The following is a 19,131-nucleotide window of genomic DNA, read 5'->3' on the forward strand; positions in this document are numbered from 1 at the left end:
TTTTAGGTGGAAAGCTCAATGCAAACTTTGAACACCACACTGCTGATCATCGGCGGCGGCCCTGGCGGTTATGTGACAGCGATCCGTGCCGGCCAGTTGGGCATCCCGACCCTTCTGGTGGAAGGCGAATCCCTGGGCGGCACCTGCCTGAACATCGGCTGCATTCCGTCCAAGGCACTGATCCACGTCGCTGAGCAGTTCCACCAGACCCGGCACCACAGCCAGCATTCGGCGCTGGGCATCAACGTATCGGCGCCGACCCTGGACATCGGCAAGAGCGTCGAATGGAAGGACGGCATCGTCGATCGCCTGACCACCGGCGTCGCGGCCCTGCTGAAAAAGAACAAGGTTCAGGTCGTGCAAGGCTGGGCCAAGGTGGTCGATGGCAAGACCGTCGACGTCGGCGACACCCGCATCCAGTGCGAGCACCTGGTGCTGGCCACCGGTTCCAAGAGCGTGAACCTGCCGATGCTGCCGATTGGCGGGCCGATCATCTCCTCCACCGAAGCCCTGGCGCCGACGTCCGTACCCAAGCGCTTGATTGTGGTCGGTGGCGGCTACATCGGCCTGGAGCTGGGGATTGCCTACCGCAAACTCGGTGCCGAGGTCAGCGTGGTCGAAGCCCAGGAGCGCATCCTGCCGGCTTACGACGGCGAACTGACCCAGCCCGTGCATGAAGAATTGAAGAAACTCGGCGTGAAGCTTTACTTGAAGCATAGCGTCCAAGGCTTTGATTCTTCTGCAAATACCCTGCAAGTCCTGGACCCGGAAGGCAGCACCCTGAACCTGGAAACCGATCAGGTGCTGGTGGCCGTGGGCCGCAAGCCGAACACCCAGGGCTGGAACCTCGAAGCGCTGAACCTGGACATGAACGGTTCGTCGATCAAGATCGACAACCGTTGCCAGACCAGCATGCGCAACGTGTACGCCATCGGTGACCTGAGCGGCGAACCGATGCTCGCCCACCGGGCCATGGCCCAGGGTGAGATGGTGGCCGAACTGATCAGCGGTAAAACCCGCGAGTTCAACCCCACCGCTATCGCCGCCGTGTGCTTCACCGACCCGGAACTGGTGGTGGTCGGCAAGACCCCGGACGAGGCCAAGGCGGCAGGCTGGGACTGCATCGTCTCCAGCTTCCCATTCGCCGCCAATGGCCGGGCGATGACCCTGGAATCCAAAAGCGGCTTCGTGCGGGTGGTCGCCCGTCGGGACAATCATGTGATTGTCGGCTGGCAGGCGGTGGGTGTCGGGGTGTCCGAATTGTCCACGGCCTTCGCGCAAAGCCTGGAAATGGGCGCGCGGCTGGAAGACATCGGCGGCACCATCCATGCCCATCCGACGCTCGGCGAGGCGGTGCAGGAAGCGGCATTGCGGGCCTTGGGCCACGCCTTGCACCTCTGAATCAAAGCACGTGCTGACTCTGTAGGAGCCGGCTTGCTGGCGATAGCGGTGAATCTGATGCATCGCGCTGCATTGATCGCCAGCAAGCCGGCTCCTACAAGTATTGCAATCCGGGCTGCGAAACAGCCCAAGAATGAAGTATTGTTGTCCCCATCCAAAAAACGTCAGAAGCCTTGTACCGTTTCGACGGTTGTTAAGTGATAGAGGGTGTCATGGGTAACGAAAGCATCAATTGGGACAAGCTGGGTTTTGACTACATCAAGACTGACAAGCGCTATCTGTCGTACTTTCGCAATGGCGAGTGGGACAAAGGCACCCTGACCGAAGATAACGTGCTGCACATCAGCGAAGGCTCTACCGCGCTTCACTATGGCCAGCAATGCTTCGAAGGCCTGAAGGCCTACCGTTGCAAAGACGGTTCGATCAACCTGTTCCGTCCGGACCAGAACGCCGCGCGCATGCAACGCAGCTGCGCCCGCCTGCTGATGCCGCATGTGTCCACCGAGCAGTTCATCGAAGCCTGTAAGGAAGTGGTCCGTGCCAACGAGCGCTTCATCCCGCCTTACGGCACCGGCGGCGCGCTGTACCTGCGTCCGTTCGTGATCGGCGTGGGTGACAACATCGGCGTGCGTACCGCCCCCGAGTTCATCTTCTCGGTGTTTGCGATCCCGGTTGGCGCCTACTTCAAGGGCGGCCTGACGCCGCACAACTTCCAGATTTCCACCTTCGACCGCGCTGCGCCCCAAGGCACCGGTGCCGCCAAGGTCGGTGGCAACTACGCCGCCAGCCTGATGCCAGGCTCCCAGGCCAAGAAAGCGCACTTCGCCGACGCGATCTACCTGGATCCATTGACCCACAAGAAGATCGAGGAAGTCGGTTCGGCCAACTTCTTCGGGATCACCCATGACAACAAGTTCGTGACCCCGAACTCGCCGTCGGTCCTGCCGGGTATCACCCGTCTGTCGCTGATCGAACTGGCGAAAACCCGTCTGGGCCTGGAAGTGATCGAAGGTGACGTGTTCATCGACAAGCTGTCGGACTTCAAGGAAGCCGGTGCCTGCGGTACCGCCGCCGTCATCACCCCGATCGGCGGTATCAGCTACAACGACCACCTGCACGTGTTCCACAGCGAAACCGAAGTCGGCCCGATCACCCAGAAGCTCTACAAAGAGCTGACTGGCGTACAGACCGGCGACATCGAAGCGCCAGCAGGCTGGATCGTCAAGGTTTGACCTGACGCCCTAACCATAAAAAATCGCCGCCCCCGGTCTCCGAAGGCGGCGATTTTTTTTGCCTGATGCAAAGCTCGGACTAGTCGAAAAGCCCAATACGCTCTGGATCCGGCCAGAACAAAGCGGCCTGACCACAAGGTGTGCCTTGTTCGTCCAGCAGCGTCCACACACTCCCCTGATGAATCATGAACGCCTGCCCCTGGCGATCCACCCGATAACCGCTGTAGCCGTGGGCAATGCCCTTGGCCGTCACCTGCTCCAGCAAGGTTTGGCGCATTTCCCGGTCCAGAGGCGATGCACTGAATCGCGAAGGCATGCCGATGAACTGCTCGCGCGGGTATTTGAAACTGGCCAGCGCCTGTTCGTTGGCATAGTAGAACAGCGGATCAGCCTCCGTGCCGTGGGCCAGCAAGGCATACGGCGCCTGAGCATGCAGCCAGGCCAGACGCTCGTCTTCGCTCAGGGAATCCGGCGCGGGCAAACACACGCCGGTCCAATGTCGAAAAGCGGCGTCCAATTGCACGACTATTTCCTTGAATTCAATAATCGACGGCATGGGTTTCCTTTCAGATAGTCGTCAACGATAACGCGTTAAACCAGTGGCCCAACGGTGCGTTCGGATTTTTCGCGAGCAGGGCTCGCTCCTACAGGAATGGAGTGGGGTTCAGGTCAATCATCGCGCGTCAGCACTTCCAGCAATTCGATCTCGAAAACCAGGTTCGAATTCGGCGGGATCTTGCCCATGGTGCGCTCGCCGTAGCCCAGGTGGGCCGGCACCAGCAACTTGCGCTTGCCACCGACCTGCATGCCCATGATGCCCTGGTCCCAACCCTTGATGACCCGACCGGTGCCGATCACGCACTGGAAGGGTTTACCTCGACTGTAAGAAGAATCGAATTCCGTGCCGTCTTCCAGCCAGCCACGGTACTGGGTGGTGATCAGTGCGCCTTTGACGGCGGCTTTTCCGTCACCCACTTGAAGATCGATTACCTGAAGCTCGTCATTCATTGTTTTCACTCGTATGCTGATTGCCCGAACGGCCGATGGGCGCCGTTTTCCCAGATTTGCCGACGATTGGCAACCTTTACCCTCGCTTGCGCCCCCTTCGACGCCATTGGCCGAAATGACCCTGAACTACGCTAATCAACATCAACCCTTGGGGTTCTTTGCGCCATGATGGCAATCCTCCAATGAACGGGCTCTGGAGCATCGCCACCCTGGCGTCGGTGATCCTTATCCTGATCATCGTTCTGATCGTGCGCGAGCGCCGGTTGCGCAAACAACTGGCGGAGTATCGGGAGATCATCAACGAACTGGCTGAAGGCCAGAACATCCATCAGGACGGTGATGCCGAACGCTTCAAGCGCAGTCAGTATTTCGCTCGCATCGGCACCTGGGACTGGGATGTCGACACCGACAAGCTTTACTGGTCGGAAGCGATCTACCCCATGTTCGGGTTCAAGATCGGCGAAGTGACACCCTCCTACGCCCTGTTCTGCGCCTGCGTGCACCCGGACGACCGGGCCAAGGTCCGGGCCGGTGAACTGCGTTGCCTGGCGACCGGTGAAAACCACGACGAGGAGTACCGCGTGGTCTGGCCCGACGGCACCATCCGCTGGCTGCGGGAAACCGGCAATGTGGTCAAGAACGAGCGCGATCAAACGATCAAGATGATGGGCGTGGTGCGCGACATCACCGAAGAAAAAGCCTCCGCCAGTTACCTGCAACACCTGGCCCATTTCGATCCGTTGACCGGCCTGCCCAACCGCTTGGTGCTCGAAGAGCGCCTATCTGAAGCACTGGAACAGGCGCGGGTCAGTGCGACAAGGGTGGCGCTGGTGTTTGTCGACCTCAACGGTTTCAAGGCCATCAACGACCACTACGGCCACGCCGCCGGCGATCGTGTACTCATCGCCACAGCCACGCGGCTGAAGAAAATCCTGCGCTCGACCGACACCGTCGCGCGAATCGGCGGCGACGAATTCGTGGTCATCCTCCAGGGATTGTCCCAAGGCATCAGCCTGCAGGACGAAGCCCGCAGCATCTGCCAGAAAATCTTCGTCGAACTCTCCCCGCCCCTGACCATCGGTAACGAGCAGCGGCACATCGGCACCAGCCTGGGCGTCGCCGTATTCCCCGACCATGCGCCGAGCATGGACCGGTTGATCCACATTGCCGACCTGGCCATGTATGAAGCCAAGCGCAGCGGGAACAATCAGTATCGGTTGGGGGAACAGGTGGTGTTTCATCCAACATGAAGGCTGACCGGCACGGCCCCATCGCGGGCAAGCCTTGCTCCTACACGTTTAGCGTCGAACACAATTTTTGCAATCGACACAAAACCTGTAGGAGCAAGGCTTGCCCGCGATGGCGGCGGTACATACAACACCGGCCTATTGATCGACCCCACGCATCAATGCATACCAACTATGCAATTAACATATCGCTGCCCCTGCTCCACTATCCGCCCCAATAAGAACCGTGCGCCGCGTCCAGGCGATGCACGTCATAAAAGCGGTGGAGTACTTATCTATGACAGCCTCAATCCCACGCGGACGCTCCCGGGCCAGTGCGATTTTCCGGGTCACCTCGGGTAACTTTCTCGAGCAGTTCGACTTCTTCCTCTTCGGCTTTTACGCCACACAGATTGCCGCCGTGTTCTTCCCGGCCAGCAGCGAATTCGCCTCGCTGATGATGACCTTTGCCGTGTTCGGCGCAGGCTTTTTGATGCGCCCGCTGGGCGCTGTGGTGCTGGGCGCGTACATCGATGACGTGGGCCGGCGCAAAGGCCTGATCGTCACGTTGTCGATCATGGCCAGCGGCACGATCCTGATCGTGCTGGTGCCCGGTTACGAAACCATCGGCCTGTTCGCCCCTGCCCTCGTGCTCATTGGTCGCTTGCTGCAAGGTTTCTCGGCCGGTGCCGAACTGGGCGGGGTGTCGGTGTATCTCTCAGAGATCGCGACACCGGGCAACAAAGGCTTTTTCACCAGCTGGCAGTCCGGCAGCCAGCAAGTGGCGATCGTCGTCGCGGCAGCGTTGGGTTATGGCCTGAACCAATGGATGGCCCCGGCGATGATTGCCGACTGGGGCTGGCGAGTTCCGTTTTTCGTCGGCTGCATGATCGTGCCGTTCATCTTCTTGCTGCGCCGCAACCTCGAGGAGTCCGAAGAGTTTGCCGCGCGCAAACACCGGCCGAGCATGGCCGAAGTGTTCCGCACCCTGGCACAGAACTGGCCGATCGTGATCGCCAGCATGTTGATGGTCGCCCTGACCACCACGGCGTTCTACCTGATCACGGTGTACGCGCCGACCTTCGGCAAGACCGTGCTGCACCTGAGCACCTCCGATGCCCTGCTGGTGACCTTGCTGGTGGGCGTTTCGAACTTCTTCTGGCTGCCCATCGGTGGCGCGTTGTCGGACCGCATCGGCCGACGTCCGGTGTTGATCGCCATGGCCCTGCTGGCGCTGGCATCGACTTATCCGGCGCTGTCGTATCTGGTGCAGGCGCCAAGCTTTATCAACATGCTGTTGGTGCTGCTGTGGCTGTCATTCATTTATGGCTTGTACAACGGCGCGATGATCCCGGCGCTGACCGAAATCATGCCGGTCGAAGTACGCGTCGCCGGCTTCTCCCTGGCGTACAGCTTGGCCACTGCCGTGTTCGGCGGTTTCACCCCGACCATGTCGACTTTTCTGATCCAGTACTCCGGCGACAAGGCTGCACCCGGCTACTGGATGAGCTTCGCGGCACTCTGCGCCCTGTGCGCGACGCTGTACCTCTACCGTCGTGCCGGTGGCCGCCTGCAACCGGCCCTGTCCTGAAACCGCCCATTGGAGAACATGTCCATGAACAAGCTATTGAATGTCGCGGCGTTGGTGATCGCCCTGGGCCTGAGCGCCGTCGCCCAGGCCGAAGAGATTCGCGTGATGACTTCCGGCGGCTTCACCGCCGCCTACAAGCGTCTCGGCCCGAAGTTCACGGCCGACACCGGCAACACCCTTGATACGATCCTTGGCCCGTCGATGGGCAAGGCCCCTGAGGCGATCCCCAATCGCCTCGCTCGCGGTGAACAGGCCGACGTGGTGATCATGGTCGGCTATGCGCTGGACGATCTGATCAAGCAAGGCAAGGTCGACCCGGCATCACGGGTCGAACTGGCGGACTCACGCATCGGCCTGGTGGTGCGCGAAGGCGCGCCGAAGCCGGACATCAGCACGGTCGACAACTTGAAGAAGACGCTGCTCGACGCTAAGTCAGTCGCCTATTCCGACAGCGCCAGCGGCGTGTACATCGAACAGCAATTGTTCAAGCGCTTGGGCATTGAGGACTCGCTCAAAACCAAATCGACCATGGTGCCGAAAATCCCCGTGGGTTCGGTGGTGGCCACCGGCGATTATCAACTGGGGTTCCAGCAGGTCAGTGAGTTGCTGCCCGTGCCGGGGGTGAGCTTTGTGGCGAAAATTCCGGAGCCTGTGCAATCGGTCACCCGTTTCGCCGCGGGCATTCCGGTCGATGCGCAACACCCGGCGCAAGCCAAGGCGCTGCTCGACTACATGGCGTCGGCGCAAGCCCAGGCAGATGTGAAGGCGACGGGGCTGGACTCGATCAGTCGCTGAGGGTCGGCGGTACGACCTTCATTTCCACCACCAGGCGTTCCAATTCCAGTGCGGCCGGGGTCAGGGTACGACCCCGGCGCTTGATCAGCCCGACGCTGCGCATCACCTGCGGATCGGTGAGCGGCACCCGCGTCAGAATCGGGTGATCCGCCGCCGGCATCGCCATCAACGGCACCGCCGCCACACCCAACCCCGCCTCCACCAGACCGATCATGGTCGTCACGTGCAGGGTTTCGCAGATGCTCTGGCGCTGCGGCACCACCCGAGCCAGTGCCTGGTCCAGTAAAAAACGGTTGCCCGAGGTCTTGCCCAGCGAGATGTAGTCCTGCTGATAAAACTCGTCCCAGGTCACGCTGGTGCGACCGGCCAGGGGATGATCGCGTCGGCAGGCCACCACGTAGCTCTCTTGCACCAGCGGCTCGAAATCCACTTCGGCCTCCAGGGTGCCCATGAAGCTCAGGCCGAAATCCGCCTCGCCATTGACCACCGCGCTCAGCACTTCATGGGCGCTGGAGTCCAGCACCTTGACCTTGATCCTTGGAAATTGGCGGTGATAGCGGGCGATGACTCGCGGCATGAAGTAGTACGCCGCTGACGGCACGCAGGCGACGGTGACATGACCGAGGCGGGTCGAGGCCACCTCGCTGATGCCTAGCAAAGCCACGTCCAGATCATCCAGCAAACGTTCGACACTGGGCATGAAACCGCGCCCGGCCTGGGTCAGGCTGACCTTACGCGTGGTGCGGTCGAACAGCCGTACGCCGAGGGCGTCTTCGAGTTTTTCGATCCGCCGGCTCAACGCTGGCTGGGAAATACGCACGGCATCGGCAGCCTTGCGAAAACTGCCCTGCTCGACCACCGCACGGAAGGCTTGCAGGTCGTTGAGGTCGAAATTGATGGCCATGGTGCGCACTCGAAGGATGGAGCCAATTGATTCGCTTACCCTATAAATGTAACCAATTAATGCAAAATGTAACAACTTAGGCCGAATGCCCTGTAGGAGCGAGCATGCTCGCGAGGGTCGTCAACAATGACGCGCCCTGCCCGATTGATCGCGGTGCCTGGACGTTATTCGCGAGCGTGCTCGCTCCTACACACAGCGCGGCCTTTGTGAATGCACGGTGAACCTGTAGGAGCGAGCATGCTCGCGAGGGTCGTCAACAATGACGCGCCCTGCCCGATTGATCGCGGTGCCTGGACGTTTTTCGCGAGCGTGCTCGCTCCTACAGACAGCGCGGCTTTTTTGAATGAACGGTGAACCTGTAGGAGCGAGCATGCTCGCGATGGTCGTCAACGATGACGCGCCCTGCCCGAATGATCGCGGTGCCTGGACGTTTTTCGCGAGCGTGCTCGCTCCTACACACAGCGCGGCTTTTGTGAATGAACGGTGAACCTGTAGGAGCGAGCATGCTCGCGAGGGTCGTCAACGATGACGCGCACCGCCCGAATGATCGCGGTGCCTGGACGTTTTTCGCGAGCGTGCTCGCTCCTACACACAGCGCGGCCTTTGTGAATGCACGGTGAACCTGTAGGAGCGAGCATGCTCGCGAGGGTCGTCAACGATGACGCGCACCGCCCGAATGATCGTGGTGCCTGGACGTTTTTCGCGAGCGTGCTCGCTCCTACAGACAGCGCGGCTTTTTTGAATGAACGGTGAACCTGTAGGAGCGAGCATGCTCGCGATGGTCGAAAACGATGACGCGGCCTGCCCGAATGATCGCGGTGCCTGGACATTTTTCGCGAGCGTGCTCGCTCCTACAGGGGTACGCGTTTGCCGGTTCGAAGGCCGTCTGGCTTCTGCTTTGGTTGTTGATCTGTCGTGCCTCGTCGCGACGAGCCCAACTTGGCCTATGCTTTTTATCCATCCAATCACTTCGGCTTGTGACATGTCCGCCCCCGAATCCAGGCTCCTGCAAAGCTGGCACCACAACGCCCGGTCCTGGATCGAGGCCATCCGCGGTGGCGCCATCGAAAGCCGCCTCCAGGTCACCGACCAGGCCATGCTGCTGGCCGTGCAAGGCCGTCAACCCGAACGTGTCCTCGACCTGGGTTGTGGCGAGGGCTGGCTGTTGCGTGCACTGGTTGAACGCGGCATCGACGCAACCGGCGTGGATGGCGACGAAACGCTGGTCGAAGCGGCACGGGCGGCAGGCTCGCCAAACGTGCAGTTGGCCAGCTATGAAGCGCTGGCAGAAGCAAAGGTGGACATCGGCCGGGACTACGACCTGATCTGTGCCAATTTCGCATTGTTGCACCAAGACATCATTCCCCTGCTCGCCGCCATGAACGCCCTGCTCGCCCCCGGTGGTGCGCTGGTCATCCAGACACTGCACCCATGGGCGGCGGCGGCGGGCGACTATCAGGATGGCTGGCGCGAAGAGACCTTCACCGGGTTCAAGGGCCAGTGGCAGCCCATGCCGTGGTACATGCGAACGTTATCGAGCTGGATCCGGGCGCTGGACATGGCTGGTTTTCGGCTGGTCGAGCTGCAAGAGCCACAGCACCCGCAAAGCCCGGTGCCGCAATCGTTGTTGATGGTGGCTGAGCCGCGAGGGTGATGGGCGGACGTAGTGTCGATTTCGCATACAGATGCGAAATCGACGCCTACACAAAACCCGGACATCACCTGAGGCCGTAGGAGCGTGGCTTGCCCGCGAAGGCGTTGGGTCAAGTTACATCAATGTTGGCTGGACCGGCGCCATCGCGAGCAAGCTCTGCTCCTACAAAAAAACACGGACATCACCTGAGGCCGTAGGAGCGTGGCTTGCCCGCGAAGGTGTTGGGTCAAGTTACATCAATGTTGGCTGGACCGGCGCCATCGCGAGCAAGCTCTGCTCCAACACAAAAACCCGGACATCACCTGAGGCCGTAGGAGCGTGGCTTGCCCGCGAAGGCATTGGGTCAAGTTACATCAATGTTGGCTGGACCGGCGCCATCGCGAGCAAGCTCTGCTCCTACAGTGCAACGATTACATCTGCATAAGAGTCAGGAGAAGATCATGCGCACACTCACCGTTGCCGCGTTCATCAGCCTGGATGGCGTCATGCAGGCCCCCGGCGGGCCGCAGGAAGACCAGAGCGGTGGCTTCCACTTCGGTGGCTGGATCGTGCCCTACGCCGACGAGATCACCGGCCAGGCCATACAGGAACTGTTCTCGCAGCCGTTCGAGCTGTTGCTGGGACGTCGCACCTACGACATCTTCGCCGCCTATTGGCCACACATTCAGGCCGGTTCAAACGTGATCGCCGACCTGTTCAACAACGTCCCCAAACATGTAGCCACCCATCGACCCGATTCCCTCGACTGGCAAAACAGTCAGGCACTGCAGGGCAATCTTGTCGATGCGATCAGTGCACTCAAAAGCCAGGGCGATTCCCAACTGCTGACCCAGGGCAGCGGCGACCTGGTGCGTCAACTGCTCGCCGCCGGGTTGGTCGACGAATTGCGACTGATGACGTTTCCCGTCCTGCTAGGGCATGGCAAGCGCTTGTTCGACGACAACGCCCAAGCGTCGGCCTTTACCTTGGCGCATTCGATCACGACACCCGGCGGCGTGCTGGTCGCCCGCTATGTGCGCAGCGGCGAGGTGCGCACCGGAACCTTCGAAGACGCGAAGCGCGAGTAAGCCCCATAGTACTTAATGCTGCTCACTTAAAAACTTCCCGATGCGGGGAATACCCTTGTGGCGAGGGGATTTATCCCCGTTGGGTCGCGAAGCGGCCCCTGCATCGGGTCAAACAGGCTGAACAGTCTGGGCTGATGGCTGCTTCCCAGCCAAACGGGGATAAATCCCCTCGCCACAAAAAGGTGCCTGTTCTTAAGTGAACAGCATTCCCCATAGAACGATGGTCATTCCAGCAACGAGACCAGACGCGGCTCGATCGCGCCCTCTTGCACCTCCAGCAGCGCCAACGTCACCGGCAACTTGAAACGCCGTGGCCCAGCGCTGCCGGGGTTGAGGTAGAGCCGATCGCCGCGCCATTCGATGCATGGCTTGTGCGAATGACCGGTGATCACCAACCGGACACCTGCGTCCAGCGTCGCAGGCACATCCGCCATGTCGTGGAACAGCAGGGTTTGCCATCCGTTGAGGTCAAACAGCAGGTGGTCGGCGATCTGATCGGCCCACGGGGCATTCCGATCATTGTTGCCGCGCACGACATGCAACGGCGCAATAGCCTTGAGTTGCTCGAGGATGTCGGGTTTGCCGATGTCACCGGCATGAATGATCCGCTCGCAGCCCTGCAAAGCGGCAAGGGCTTCAGGGCGGAGCAAGCCATGGGTATCGGAGATCACGCCCACTTTCATGAAACACTCCTGACTGCGCTCGGAAAAATCCAGAATACCTGATCAAGGCAGCCCGGCTCCCGCGGCAAGCTGACCTGCGCGGATCTGCGGCATAGGACATGGGCAGTGCCTCATTTTCAAGGTTGATTGAGTGAGTCTTCAGTTGCTCGAACCTCGCACCCGGCACAGGGGACGGCGCTATATGTCGATGATCGTCGTCCCGGCGATGGACTCGGCGAACCCGCCACCGAGCAGCCGTGCAGGCGTTTCAAAACCGCCCCGCCGCTCGCCTTGCAGCACTCGGCACGCTGCCTCGACGGCCGCCAGTGGCGTGTAGGTGTAGCCGTTGACCGTCTCGACAATCGAACGGGCAACCGTGCCGTCAGTCCCGATCACCTCTGCCACGGCGCGTGCGCGATGGGCATCACGCTCCTGGGCACTCGGCCCTTCGGGGAGCAAGGACAGATCGCCCTCGGGAAACGCATCACCGGTGATGTGCACATACAGGGCAATGTTGGGGATACCCGTCGAATGCCAGCCCGTCACCAGGTCGCCGAACGACAATGGCGCGCACGGCACCGGGCCGTCGCCGAAATCGAAGTGACGCGGCTGCACATCCGGAGCCGCCACGAGTTGACCATCGACTCGTGCCAGAAGGCCCGCCCCAATGATCTCGCTGACACTCAGGGCCGACCCCCGTGACATGGAACCTGCAACCTGCAGTGCGATCCGTAGTGTGTGCGGTTGCTGCACGCGTCGAGCGACATGCATCGCCAGGCAATCGGTCGGCACCACGTCCCAACCGACACCGGGCAGTAACATGACGCCCGCCGTGGCGGCCTGAGCCCCAAGCTGCTCCGCCTGGCGATACACATTGATCTCCGCCGTGATGTCCAGATAGTCGACACCAGCCTCGATGCAAGCTTGCATCAGGGCAGGCGCCGTCTGCGCGAACGGCCCGGCGAAGTTCAGCAGGACCGAGATGCCCTCCAGGGACTTCGCGGCGTGGGCATCGGCGTTGAACAGGCGATAAGGCACATCCAGCCTTGCGGCGAGCGATTGCAGTTTTTCGGCATTGCGCCCGGCGATGACGAGGTCCAGCGCTCGCCCCTTGGCCAGTTCGGCGGCCATGCGACCGGTGTACCCCGTCGCCCCGTAAATCATTAATGTGCTCATGGGGTGTGCTGCCAGTTTTTATAGACAAATTCGAGGCTGTAACCGTCGGGGTCCAGGACATTGGCGGCGTAGTAATCGGGGTCGTAATGCAGACGTGCACCTGGGGCACCGTTGTCGACCGCGCCGCTTCGCATAGCCGCCGCATAGGCCGCTTCGACTTCGGCCTTGCTGCTCGCCACAAAGCCGACATGCACCGCCCGCCCCTCCACCACGCCTTCGCGCAACCAGAAAAACATGCGTCCATTGGCACCGAAGCCTTTCAGATCCGGATGCCCTGGCGGTCCGTCCTTGCCGTCGTAATCAAGCCTTGCGGTGATGCCCAGCGGGGTCAGTGCCGCTGTGTAGAAATCAACTGAACGATCGATGTCGCTGACCGACAGAAAAAGGTGATCAAGAATGGGCAAGCCTCGCATTCAGATACTGATTCAAATGAAATAGCCGCCCGCCACTTCGATGGATTGGGCGTTGATCCAGCCCCCTTCTTCGCACAGCAGCATGGCGATGACGCGGGCGACATCCTCTGGTTCCCCCACTCTGCCAAGAGCGGTTTGTGAGGCCAGCAGCGCCTCGAACTCATCATTCAGGCCGCCGCCCAATTCGGTGCGAATCGCGCCCGGCGAAACCGCGTTGGCGCGGATGCGCCGGTCACCGAACTCCTTGGCCATGTAACGGGTCAGCACCTCAAGTCCGCCCTTGAAGGCCGCATAGTGCGCCACACCGGGGGTGGCAACTCGGGTTGTGGCGCTGGTCAGATTGACGATGCTGGCGCCCTCGCCCAGCAAGGGCAGCAAGGTTTGCGTCAGAAAAAACGGGCCTTTGAGGTGAACACCTAGCAGATCGTCAAACTGCGCTTCGGTGACCGACGCCAGGGGCGTGAACTGGCCGTGACCCGCGTTGTTGACCAGCCCCGCCAGCGTTTCCATGCCCCAGGTATCGCGCAGCGTCTGCTGCACGCGTTCACGGAAATGACCGAATTGGCTGACATCCGCCACGTCCAGTTCAAGCGCCACAGCCTTTCCGCCCGAGGCCTGGATACGCTGGACGACGGAGGTTGCCGCCTCGGCATTACTTTTGTAAGTCAGGATGACGCCCAGGCCGCGCCGGGCACAGTGCTCGGCCGTACTGGCGCCGATGCCCCGGCTGCCGCCGGTAATAACGATAACGCTCATGCGCTGCTCCAATGTCACTGGGGTGAGTCACCACAGTAGTCATCTGCAGCGTGGCGAGCGCAGCCGTTCCTGCTCGAAACCTGCCTGTTTCTGCTTTTTGCTTGCGTGCGCGCATCCGCCTGGGGTCAGATGAACGCCATGAAAAGCCAACTGACAGAACTGCGCGCACTGGCAAGCCACGCCGAAAACCGCCGCACGGATACAGGTATCCCGCGCGTCGCCATGGTTCAGGGTGAAATCCCCGAACACCTGCTGGCTGCCGTCTACGAGCCGATGATCAACCTGATTCTGCAAGGCAGTAAATGCATGACCATCGCCGACCGGACGCTTCGATACGACCCGGCGACTTACTTCGTCATGTCCATCGACCTGCCAGCGGTCGGTCAGGTTAACCCCTCCACAGCCGGTGAACCTTATCTGGCGGTCAGCCTGACCCTTGATCCGGTTGTCTTGACCACGCTACTGGCCGACTTGCCCAAACCCCTCGGGCAGCATGAACAGGAAGCAGGTTTTTCCGTGGCCGCCGTCACGCCCGAACTGATGGATGCCTGGGTGCGCCTGCTGCGCTTGATGAACAAGCCGGAAGAAATCGCCGCCCTTGCGCCGGTCTACGAGCGGGAGATTCTGTACCGCGTGCTGCAAGGTCCCCACGGCTGGATGCTGCGCGACATCGCCGCCCCCGACAGCGCCATGGCGCGCGTCAACCTGGCCATTGCACACATTCGCCAGGACTTTGCCGCACCCATCCGGGTCGACGCATTGGCGCAGCTGGCGTCAATGAGCGTGTCAGCCTTCCACCGACACTTCAAAGCCGTCACGGCGCTCAGTCCCTTGCAGTATCAAAAGCGGGTACGCCTGCTACAGGCTCGATCGCTGATGGTGGCCCATGCCAAAAGTGTCACGGGCGCGGCGTTTGAAGTCGGCTATGAAAGCGCGACCCAATTCAGCCGCGACTATGCGCGGGTGTTTGGCTTGCCGCCGTCGAGAGATGCGGCGCGGATGTTGGGGGAAATTCGAAGTCAAAGCCCACACTGACACGCCAGCCTGAACGCGGTTGACTTGATGCTGTTTTATAGCGGGTAGATGTCCGCTCGATCAGCCTCCGCACTTGCCTGTAATACGGATCAGCTGACCACTTGCACCCGGCAAGACGCCTTTGCCAAGTTCGAAAATAGGCTCGCCGCGCAACAATGTCCGTGTCACGCGGCACCCTATGTGGCGACCTTCGTAGGCACTGTGTTTGTTCTTGTAGTAAAGATCTTCGGCCCGCACGGTATAGCTTTGCGTCGTATCGATGAAGACCAGGTCCGCATCCATACCCACGGCAATTTCGCCTTTGTGCGAGAGCCCGAAACGTTTGGCCGGGTTGGTGGCCAGCACGCGGCCCAGCAGCGATGGACTCAGGCCACGTTGCAATACGGCGGCATCAAACATCGCATCGACGCTGTTCTGGCAGGCAGACAGACCACCCCAGGCTTCAAAGGCGTTGTCCTTGTCTTTGAGGTCGAAAGTACAGGGCGAGTGATCAGAACCGAGGATGTCGATTTTTCCGGCCGAGAGGTACTCCCACATACGTGCCTGATTGGCATAGTCGCGGATCGGCGGCGAACACTTGGCGCGCGGGCCAATGGCATCCAGTTCCTCGGTGGCCAGTAGAAAATAATGTGGGCATGACTCCACCGACGCATCAACACCGTCAGCGATGGCGCGCTGTATGGCATCCACCGCCTCTGGGCAGCTGTTGTGCGCGATGTGCACACGACAACCGGTCTCCCGGGCTAACAGCAAGACCCGCTGCACGGCCTCGACTTCGGTGAAGACGGGACGACTGGCCACGTAATCGGACACCTTGGTCTTGCCTTCGGCTTTGGCCTTGGCACCGAGGCCATCCGTCAGCGCGGCATTTTCGCAGTGAATAACCAACAGATCGCCCGTTTCGGCGAGAATCTGCATGCCCTGATAAAGCTCGAAGTCGTTCACATTCTTGAAGTCGCCGGGCTTGCCCGAGCCGCAGGTCGCGACGAAGCATTTGTAGGCCGCCACGCCGGCTTCCGACAGCGCCTTGAGGTCGGCCAGATTCCAGGGAACCAGCCCGCCCATCAGCGCAAAATCGACATGGCACTTGTCCTCTGCCGCTTCGATTTTCAGGTTCAACGAGGCGATATCGGTCGTGGCGGGTATGGTGTTTAGCGGCATGTCGACAAAGCACGTGGTGCCGCCGGCCGCCATCGCCTCGCTGCCGGTCTTGTAGCCCTCCCACTCGGTACGACCGGGTTCGGAGATATGCATGTGGACGTCGACCATGCCGGGCATGACGTATTGCCCCCCGGCGTCGATGCTGTTCACGCAAGATTCGTCTATGCGGTCGGCCAGGACAGCGATCTTGCCGGCGCGAATGCCGAGGTCGCCCTGGACGACAGTGTCGCGCAGCACCAGTCTGGCGTTGCGGATGATGGTATCGAGCATGATTGCTTCCTCGTTATCAGGATTTCGCATCGGGTGGCCCGCTCAGTGGCTTGGGCACCCGCGGCATAAAGAGGGCATAGAGGACACCTGCCAGCAGTGTGCCGATCGTCCAGCCATACGCACCGACCTGACCGGCCTCCTGCGGCAACAGCACAAAGCCCATGGCAATGATCGCAGCCGGCAAGAACGCTGCGATCGCGCGAAAATTGAATCCACCCTGGTACCAGTAACTGGCGCTATGCGACTCGCTGTACAGGTCGTCGATCTCGATATGACGACGGCGGGTCCAGTAGTAATCGACAATGATCACCCCGAACAGCGGCCCGAGACAGGCACCCAGGCTGCCGACGAACAAATTGATCGCCACTGGATTGTTGTAGAGCTGCCACGGCAGGACGGCGATCGACAGCAGCGATGTGATAAGCCCACCGGTCGTGAAGCTGATGTAGCGTGGCGCAACGTTGGCGATGTCGTAGGCGGCAGATACGAAGTTGGCAACGATGTTGATCCCAATGGTGGCAATGACGAGTGTCAGGCAACCGATGATCAGCGCAGGCTTGTTTTCGATGCGCTCGACGACTTTGATTGGGTCGAGAATGGCCTCACCAAACACAGTCACGGTGCTGGCGGTGATGATCACGGTCACCAGTGCAAACAACATGAAGTTGAGCGGCAGGCCAAGCAAGTTGCCTCGCCGCACCGCCTGCGCGCTGGTGGCGAATCGCGAGAAGTCGGCGAAATTCAACAACAGTGCCGAGAAATACGCCACGACCAGCGCTACCACGCCGAGCATTTCACTGATGGTTTGCGCCACGGTCAGCTCACGCGTGGATAGCTTGAGGGTGAACACGCTCCAACCAGCCTGGCTCAGCATCCAACCCGCCAGCGCGAACATCACCACATAAACGGCAGGACCGCAGAAGTCGATGAAATGGCGCACCCGCTCCATTCCACGCCAGAACAACAGCTGTTGCAGCAGCCACATGGTCATGAAGCAGCCCCACCCCAGCCCCGAGAGCCCAAGCCAGCCTGGCCCGAGTGCCTGGTGCGTACCTGGGAAAATGGCCTCCACAAGGATCAGCAGGGATTCCGACCCGAGCCAGGTTTGCACGCCATACCAGACCACCCCGACGCCCGCACGAATCAAGGCAGGCAGGTTGGCGCCGAACACGCCAAAGCTGAGTCGAGCCAGTACCGGATAGGGCACGCCAGTGATATTCCCCATACTGCCAATGCAGTTGAGCAGAAAATTGACGATCAAGATGCCGCACAGCATCGACAACAAGATCTGCCAGCCAGCCAGACCGAGAAAGAACAGCCCTGCTGCGAACACATAGCCACCCAGGCTGTGAATGTCGCTCATCCACAGCGCAAAAAAACTGTATGTCCCCCAATGGCGCTGTTGCGTCGGCAGCAAATCGGAATTGGCAAGATGCGTGCTGGGCGCCACTTGCGTCTTCTTTTCGTGGGCTGCGTTCATGGTCGGCTCGCTCTCCTGGCGCATTCAATATGCACTGACGCCTTGGCGCGAGGGCTGAGTTCTGATGCCCCCGCGCTTCCCTCCCCGCTCTCAGCCGCCCAGCCGCTCCTGGACGACGAGAGCGATGCTGGAGACGATGCCGAGCACAATCATCAACGGCAGATAAAAACGAATCCATTTACCGAACTCAACCTTGCCCAATACCAGCGTGGCGACAAAGAAACCGGAAGTCGGAAAGAGAATGTCCGTTAACTGACCGCCCCAGGCATTGGCGGTCACGATGACCTGCAGTGGAATGTTCAACAGCGTTCCCAAAGGCGCCAGAACCGGCATCATCAACACCGTCAGTGCGGTTGCGCCGGGCACCAGGAAATTGAACAACGCTTCGACCCAGAACACGCCGATGGCGGATACCTGGCTCGGTACGGTCTGCAGTATTGTTTCCAGGTAGTGCACCACCGTGTCGGTGATGACGCCTCGATCCATCACCACGGCAATGGCACTGGCGATACCACACAGCAGCGCGGCGACCATAATGTCGCGCATCGAATCGTTGAGGTCATTGCAGATCTGTTGTGGGCTCTTTCCGGTGATGGCCGAGGCGATCAGGCCGATGCACAGGAACAGGCCGCCGATGGCATTGAAACCGAGGTTGTTGATCAGAATCAGCGCGATCGCAATCGGGAACATGACGAAACAGGCACACCCGGCCAGAATCTGCCGTGGCGTAGCTTGCAGAGCGTTCTGTTCTGACATGGCGGCCAATTTGGCACGCATCTCTTTATCCGTGTCGTAGGTGAAGCTCTTGGTGGGATCTTTTTTGACCCGCATCGCATAGGCCATCGTGTAGGCCACCGAAATCACAACCACGATCACCAGAATGACGGCGCGAAAGCCGGAGCCGGAAAATATCGGCAATTGGGCGATTTGTTGTCCCATACCGACCGAGCCTGGAATGGTCAGGCCATAGGTGAAGCCCATGCAAGGCCCCAACAGCGATACAGCCATCGCCGTCATGCCGTCATACCCCAATCGGTAGAACAGCGGCAGCAGAATCGGAACATAGGCCAGCGATAGCTCCGGCACACCAATGAACGCCCCCAGCGCTGCGAACAAGGTGATCAACACCGGAATGATGAGTATCTGTCGGTTACCGACAACCCGTGCCAGTTTCTGTACGCCGATGTCGATCAGTCCGGCGCGCTTGATCAACCCCATCCCTGCGCCAACCAGAAAGGTCAAAAATACGATGCCGGAGGCACGGTTCAGTCCGTCGGGAACTGAGGTGACAATGTCCATC

18 protein-coding genes are annotated in these 19,131 nt (G+C 60.5%); 8 read left to right on the forward strand and 10 right to left on the reverse strand.

Translation table 11 applies throughout. From position 1 onward, the window contains the following. The first annotated feature begins 18 nt into the window (after positions 1-18). Together lpdA and ABTV22_RS17570 are read left to right on the forward strand one after the other, a co-directional pair. A complete protein-coding gene (lpdA, locus tag ABTV22_RS17565) occupies positions 19-1,401 on the forward strand; it encodes a dihydrolipoyl dehydrogenase (protein WP_433735767.1) in 1,383 nt (460 codons plus the stop codon). A gap of 212 nt (positions 1,402-1,613) precedes the next feature. After that, the gene (locus tag ABTV22_RS17570) at positions 1,614-2,633 is read left to right on the forward strand and encodes a branched-chain amino acid aminotransferase (protein WP_433735768.1); all 1,020 of its coding nucleotides are present in this window, start codon (positions 1,614-1,616) and stop codon (positions 2,631-2,633) included. Between the two features lie 79 nt (positions 2,634-2,712). Here ABTV22_RS17570 and ABTV22_RS17575 read toward each other — a convergent pair whose 3' ends face one another. Then, positions 2,713-3,189: an MEKHLA domain-containing protein gene (locus ABTV22_RS17575; protein ID WP_433735769.1), complete on the reverse strand. Its 477-nt coding sequence runs from the start codon at positions 3,187-3,189 to the stop codon at positions 2,713-2,715. A gap of 113 nt (positions 3,190-3,302) precedes the next feature. Beyond that, positions 3,303-3,641 (reverse strand): FKBP-type peptidyl-prolyl cis-trans isomerase, encoded by a 339-nt coding sequence (locus ABTV22_RS17580; protein ID WP_433735770.1) that lies wholly within the window; start codon positions 3,639-3,641, stop codon positions 3,303-3,305. A gap of 182 nt (positions 3,642-3,823) precedes the next feature. On the opposite strand from ABTV22_RS17580, the gene ABTV22_RS17585 reads away from it, so the two are divergent. The 3 genes from ABTV22_RS17585 (at position 3,824) to ABTV22_RS17595 (ending at position 7,253) form a co-directional block, all read left to right on the forward strand. Next, entirely contained in the window at positions 3,824-4,891 is a 1,068-nt protein-coding gene (locus ABTV22_RS17585) for a diguanylate cyclase domain-containing protein (RefSeq protein WP_433735771.1), read from the forward strand. A gap of 274 nt (positions 4,892-5,165) precedes the next feature. Continuing rightward, on the forward strand, positions 5,166-6,458 hold the full coding sequence (locus ABTV22_RS17590; protein WP_433735773.1) for an MFS transporter: 1,293 nt from the start codon (positions 5,166-5,168) through the stop codon (positions 6,456-6,458). A gap of 24 nt (positions 6,459-6,482) precedes the next feature. Further along, positions 6,483-7,253, forward strand: a complete 771-nt coding sequence (locus ABTV22_RS17595; RefSeq protein ID WP_433735774.1) for a substrate-binding domain-containing protein — start codon at positions 6,483-6,485, stop codon at positions 7,251-7,253. On the opposite strand, the gene ABTV22_RS17600 is transcribed toward ABTV22_RS17595, so the two are convergent. Beyond that, positions 7,243-8,157, reverse strand: coding sequence for a LysR family transcriptional regulator (locus ABTV22_RS17600; protein ID WP_433735775.1), 915 nt, complete (start codon positions 8,155-8,157; stop codon positions 7,243-7,245). The two genes, ABTV22_RS17595 and ABTV22_RS17600, sit on opposite strands and share 11 nt — an antisense overlap. A 982-nt stretch (positions 8,158-9,139) precedes the next feature. Between ABTV22_RS17600 and ABTV22_RS17605 the strand changes: the two genes are divergently transcribed. Together ABTV22_RS17605 and ABTV22_RS17610 are read left to right on the forward strand one after the other, a co-directional pair. After that, on the forward strand, positions 9,140-9,811 hold the full coding sequence (locus tag ABTV22_RS17605; RefSeq protein WP_433735776.1) for a class I SAM-dependent methyltransferase: 672 nt from the start codon (positions 9,140-9,142) through the stop codon (positions 9,809-9,811). Between the two features lie 440 nt (positions 9,812-10,251). Next, positions 10,252-10,878, forward strand: coding sequence for a dihydrofolate reductase family protein (locus ABTV22_RS17610; protein WP_433735777.1), 627 nt, complete (start codon positions 10,252-10,254; stop codon positions 10,876-10,878). A gap of 224 nt (positions 10,879-11,102) precedes the next feature. Here the strand turns inward: ABTV22_RS17610 and ABTV22_RS17615 are convergent, their stop codons facing one another. The 4 genes from ABTV22_RS17615 to ABTV22_RS17630 form a co-directional block, all read right to left on the reverse strand. Continuing rightward, a complete protein-coding gene (locus ABTV22_RS17615; RefSeq protein WP_433735778.1) occupies positions 11,103-11,561 on the reverse strand; it encodes a metallophosphoesterase family protein in 459 nt (152 codons plus the stop codon). 177 nt (positions 11,562-11,738) lie between these two features. Continuing rightward, on the reverse strand, positions 11,739-12,716 hold the full coding sequence (locus ABTV22_RS17620; protein WP_433735779.1) for a saccharopine dehydrogenase family protein: 978 nt from the start codon (positions 12,714-12,716) through the stop codon (positions 11,739-11,741). Beyond that, positions 12,713-13,114 carry a VOC family protein gene (locus ABTV22_RS17625; RefSeq protein ID WP_433741434.1) on the reverse strand — a complete coding sequence of 134 codons (402 nt, stop codon included), beginning with the start codon at positions 13,112-13,114 and terminating at the stop codon, positions 12,713-12,715. The genes ABTV22_RS17620 and ABTV22_RS17625 overlap by 4 nt, the downstream gene beginning before the upstream one ends. A 27-nt stretch (positions 13,115-13,141) precedes the next feature. Next, entirely contained in the window at positions 13,142-13,885 is a 744-nt protein-coding gene (locus tag ABTV22_RS17630; protein WP_433735780.1) for an SDR family NAD(P)-dependent oxidoreductase, read from the reverse strand. 138 nt (positions 13,886-14,023) lie between these two features. Between ABTV22_RS17630 and ABTV22_RS17635 the strand changes: the two genes are divergently transcribed. Continuing rightward, a complete protein-coding gene (locus ABTV22_RS17635) occupies positions 14,024-14,920 on the forward strand; it encodes an AraC family transcriptional regulator (RefSeq protein ID WP_433735781.1) in 897 nt (298 codons plus the stop codon). A gap of 60 nt (positions 14,921-14,980) precedes the next feature. Here the strand turns inward: ABTV22_RS17635 and allB are convergent, their stop codons facing one another. From allB to ABTV22_RS17650, 3 genes are all read right to left on the reverse strand, one after another. Then, the gene (gene allB, locus ABTV22_RS17640; protein ID WP_433735782.1) at positions 14,981-16,351 is read right to left on the reverse strand and encodes an allantoinase AllB; all 1,371 of its coding nucleotides are present in this window, start codon (positions 16,349-16,351) and stop codon (positions 14,981-14,983) included. A gap of 16 nt (positions 16,352-16,367) precedes the next feature. Further along, the gene (locus ABTV22_RS17645) at positions 16,368-17,831 is read right to left on the reverse strand and encodes an NCS1 family nucleobase:cation symporter-1 (RefSeq protein ID WP_433735783.1); all 1,464 of its coding nucleotides are present in this window, start codon (positions 17,829-17,831) and stop codon (positions 16,368-16,370) included. Positions 17,832-17,921: 90 nt separating this feature from the next. Then, positions 17,922-19,130: a YfcC family protein gene (locus tag ABTV22_RS17650; RefSeq protein ID WP_433735784.1), complete on the reverse strand. Its 1,209-nt coding sequence runs from the start codon at positions 19,128-19,130 to the stop codon at positions 17,922-17,924. Position 19,131 lies beyond the last annotated feature (1 nt).

Origin of the sequence: Pseudomonas putida, from assembly GCF_050990305.1 — a bacterium.
Taxonomy (GTDB): domain Bacteria; phylum Pseudomonadota; class Gammaproteobacteria; order Pseudomonadales; family Pseudomonadaceae; genus Aquipseudomonas; species Aquipseudomonas putida_AH.